At 35.5% G+C, this 4,492-nt stretch carries 5 protein-coding genes; 1 reads left to right on the top strand and 4 read right to left on the bottom strand.

Annotated elements, in window-relative coordinates:
* The 4 genes from VK90_RS27315 to VK90_RS31285 form a co-directional block, all read right to left on the bottom strand.
* Positions 1–488, bottom strand: a 488-nt coding sequence (locus tag VK90_RS27315; RefSeq protein WP_048376744.1) for an RNA-guided endonuclease TnpB family protein, incomplete at its 3' end; no start/stop codon positions are given.
* 351 nt (positions 489–839) lie between these two features.
* Positions 840–1,685: an oxidoreductase gene (locus VK90_RS27310; protein ID WP_048376743.1), complete on the bottom strand. Its 846-nt coding sequence runs from the start codon at positions 1,683–1,685 to the stop codon at positions 840–842.
* A gap of 469 nt (positions 1,686–2,154) precedes the next feature.
* Positions 2,155–2,607 (bottom strand): SMI1/KNR4 family protein, encoded by a 453-nt coding sequence (locus tag VK90_RS27305; RefSeq protein ID WP_048376745.1) that lies wholly within the window; start codon positions 2,605–2,607, stop codon positions 2,155–2,157.
* Positions 2,608–3,171: 564 nt separating this feature from the next.
* Entirely contained in the window at positions 3,172–3,321 is a 150-nt protein-coding gene (locus VK90_RS31285) for a hypothetical protein (protein ID WP_331457132.1), read from the bottom strand.
* Between the two features lie 279 nt (positions 3,322–3,600).
* On the opposite strand from VK90_RS31285, the gene VK90_RS31010 reads away from it, so the two are divergent.
* A complete protein-coding gene (locus VK90_RS31010) occupies positions 3,601–4,011 on the top strand; it encodes a hypothetical protein (protein WP_231595971.1) in 411 nt (136 codons plus the stop codon).
* Positions 4,012–4,492: the final 481 nt, after the last annotated feature.

Below are 4,492 nucleotides of genomic sequence, written 5' to 3'. Positions count from 1 at the left end.
GACACAAAGTATCTGCCAGAAGGGTTCCGTCTAACCGTAGCATTTAAAATACGCCCTCTTACTTCACGACTTTTGGCAAATCGAACAAGACCTAGTTTTGGCAATTTAATTTTATTTCCTACAACGGCAATGTTTTCATTTGTTTGTTTTGTGGTGTAAGATTGTACATTGTTCTTCTTAGATTTGAAACGCGGGGCACTGTTTTGTTTTTTGAAAAAACGTGTATAAGCATCCGCAAGATTGCGAACAGACGACTGAATAGCAATGCTATCTACTTCTTTTAACCAAACAAACTCTTTCTTCATGGCGGGAAGTTTGGCAGAGCATGTACCATATGTCAAACCTTTTCCTGTTTCCTTGTATGCGTTATCCCATAGAGATAGGAAATGATTGAATACAAAACGAGAACAACCAATCGTTTTATTGATTAGCGTTGCTTGTGCTTTATTTGGATATATACGAAATTTATATGCTTTATTGATAATCATTCGTTTCACCTCCAATTCGACATATGTCTATTATACAACAAACATACATTCGATAGGTAGTGAAGTGATAATGACAAATTACCCAGTAACACTTTACATATGTCGAACAATTAAGATGGCTTCATGCCATCCCTTGTCCGAAGCCAATTCATCTCCCACCTACTCACTGGGCTGTGACCCTTCACGTTCCTTGAGGAAGGAGTCTTCTTGGCTAAAATGATAAAAATTCAAAATGAAAGAACCTATTTTAATCATCAAAATAGGTTCTTTTACTTTAATGTACCTATATCAAGTAAATAAACAGAAATGTTTACTGAACATACGATTTTTATTAGTTTAATAATATTTTTATCATGATTTATCAAAGTCTGTTGAACAGGTTATGCCCTTCCATTTATCAAACTCTTTTTGTAAGGTAACTACTTTTTCCGAAGCCACATGATAAGCATCCGAACCTAGTAATAAATGAACGGGAGGATCTGTTTCTGCCGCTGTGCGTATCATAGCTAAAGCAGCTTTTTCGGGATTACCTTCTTGTTTCCCATCCATAACATTATCAAGAAAATCCTTTACCTCATGGACTGCTTGATAATCCTCAATTTGTTCTTTACTATACATAACGGAACCACTACTTAAGAAATTGGTTCTAAAATAGCCAGGTGCTACCATTGTAACTTTAATGCCAAATAGCTTTGCTTCCTCTGCCAGAGACTCAGATAAACCAACCACTGCAAACTTTGTAGCACTGTAGCTACCAAAACCCATACTACCCACGTATCCTGCAAGTGAAGCTATATTAAAAATATGCCCTGATTTTTGTTTCCTTAAATAAGGCATTGTTTTCCTAATTACATTCAATGTACCAAATACATTCACATCAAAGTTTTGACGGATTTCTTCGTCTGTTAGTTCCTCGAGACTCCCACCTAAACCGTAACCAGCATTATTTACAACGACATCAATCTTACCAAAAGTTTCAATGGTTTTCTCAATTGCTTGTTGTACGCTGGCCTCATTAGTCAAGTCAACCGACAATGGTAGAAATCGTTTTGTATCATCATTAACTACCTTTATTAAATCATTTAATGTTCTTGAAGTTGCAGCAACTTGGTTGCCATTCTTTAATAATTGTTTTACCAATACAAGTCCCAAACCTTTTGAGGCTCCAGTTACAAACCATACTCTATTTTTACTCATAGCGAATATTCATTCCTTTCTTGTCAAACCTATATTTTTACCAACAAAAAACTATTTTTGGATAATTATAGCGTTATGAAGATAAGAGTAATGATGAGTTTTCTTTTTGTATATCATATTCATTTCAAGTTAGCATAACGTTCTATTATACGTAGTAAACAAAGGGGCTATCACCATTTTTCACATGGATTAAGCCTTTTCTCTTTTGAAAGCTTTATACAAAAATGTATACATGCCTTTTTTATTAAGAATGATTTCTCTGGATTGTCTATATTTTCTGTATAAAAATCACATATCCTATATTTTGTCTAATGCAATATTTTAATACAGCTCATCACCATTCATGACATATAAGGGTGAATCTAAATCTTTCTTTTATGAGTTAAGATGAAGAAAGGAAAAAGAATATGATGGTATCAATAAAGTTCAGTCTAATACATTTTTTTAATGGAACAGTATGCTATAACAATTAATCCTCATTATAGAGATTATCTACAGTTTCTTGCAAAGAATCTAAAAGATAATCTCTGAAATTACCGTAAGTAACTGCATACAGTTCCTTTGAAAAACGGCTCCAAAAAATAACAGGGCACTCACCATTCTTCATTTGACTTATATCTAGGCATGTTACGGTGCCATCAATATCATTTAAAACAATATAATGTAATGGTAAGTCATACGTTTCTCTGTACAATTTTGTATGATAGACTACGGATGAATCTACTGCCGTACTTTCACATCCGTGTATCTCGATCCCGTCAAGACCGCCACTTCCATACTGTTTTAAAAACCAATGATAACTACTTGGGAATGAAATATTTAGAATCTGTGCTGCTTGTTGAATCGTATCTTCATTTGCACTACCCATAAAGTCGCCAAGTTTTTGATATGTGGTAATGATTGAAATAATCTTTTCATTCATTTTTTTATCTTCCTTCCAACCAAACATAGCTTTTAGTCTCCCCTTTTTATAACCAATAACATTATCTTTTTTATAGAGATAGAACCAACAAAACGGGTTGTCCCCAAATCGATAAAAATGAGCTTTATTACTACAAAAGATTATAAAGAGTATTTCTGTGATTTAAAATAGCAACGATAATACTCTAAAAAACAATGCATCGTATCTTATTATCTTAAATAGGCTGTAGTATTTATAACTGCCAAATCTTTTAGAAGACATGAAACATAGTATTAAACCAAACCGTACATTAAATCGCAATCGAATCGAACAATAAGTACGACACGTGCTGGTATTGATGAGTTCTTGGAGCGTACACTCTCCAAGAACCTTAATTTGCAAGAACTAGCGCTTTTAATCTTCTGTGAATATCAACGAAAAAATAAATTCTAAACGTAAGAATAAGGAGTGAGTACTGTGAACGATAAGATTAAGCATATTCATCATATAGGCCATGTCGTAACAAATATAGAGATTGCACTAAAGCTATACCGAAAGATAGGCTTCGTATGTCCTCCTCCAGCCCTATCCGACAATGGCCGAAAAAGAAGGCGCGGTACCTAAGCCATTTGGTGCAGCAAATACACATGCCACATTTCTCCATAATTTTATCGAAATCGTTACTGTAGTGGAAGACGAAGAACGAATTCCTCGCGATGCCATCCTTGTGCCCATTCAGGCTCCCCCGACTTTACTTCCTCGAATTCTTGAAAATATCAAACGCACTGTTGCTACCATTTCTAGGTCTCTATCACGTTTCGAAGGAACACATATCTTATGCTTTTGTACACCTGATGCAAAGGCATATGCAGATCAATTGTTCATAGCGGTGTTAATAGCTTTCAACGTCCTATAGAGACCGTAACTGGAATGCAAGTGGTCTCTTTTAACTATATAGAAATTGATGGCGAAGATGTGCCGGAAGGTCGACTAGCCATCGCTGAAAATCCGCCGTTGGAGGTTTTGAAGGCACAATCTCATATGAATCATCCGAATGGAGCGATTGAGTTAGTGGAAGTAATTCTTTGCGTTGCTGACTCTAAGCTTGATGATTTCATCAAATGCTATCGGCGCTATCTAGGTCGTGATGCACAAACGAAGGGTATGACACGTATTTTTGATCTTAATGGTGCTCACATAACAATTGTTCCTGAGTCCCGATTGACCGATATTTTTCCAGGTGAAGTGGTACCGCCTTTGCCAGGGTTTGTCGGATATACTGTTACAGTGCGTGATATCTTAGCTACACGTAAATATATCGAAGGAAATGGGTTCCCAGTTGTTGAAACAGAAGGGGGGGATATTTTCGTACCGGCTTCCGCATTTCTTGGTACTGCCATAATCTTTAGACAAAATAGAGAGTGAAATTGCAACTTAATGTCCTGTTAATCATCTAATTTTAACTTATAGAACACATAAATATGTTTTTGGATGCAGTAATAACAAGGTTTCATGTTCCTTAATGTATAATTTCCCCAGAATGGTATCGTGTGATCTCCTTATTTAAAAAGCCAGGTTGATTAAAAGCAGCCTGGCTTTTTGGTGTCATCATACATTACTATCAACCTAAGAGGAATTTATACCATAACTCATAGAAAGGATGGCGTTTTTTCATTTTAGTGGGTATTTTATTTTTTTTAGATTGATGGGGATGCGGTACCGCCAGCATTATGGAAAAAAACATGCTAAGCCAAAAATATAATAAGCTGCCCATATGGACAGCTCATTTACATAATTATCGTTAGCGGAAGTAAATCAATTTGGTATGTTTAATATAAGCACTCGTTTATTGAAGAAGTGATTTTCATTGAACTACTCACCACTTAACATCCTTACGGACTGTTTG

The sequence above is a fragment of the Bacillus sp. LK2 genome, from assembly GCF_001043575.1.
Classification (GTDB): domain Bacteria; phylum Bacillota; class Bacilli; order Bacillales; family Bacillaceae_G; genus Bacillus_A; species Bacillus_A paramycoides.
This window is presented reverse-complemented; position numbering and strand designations above follow the sequence as displayed.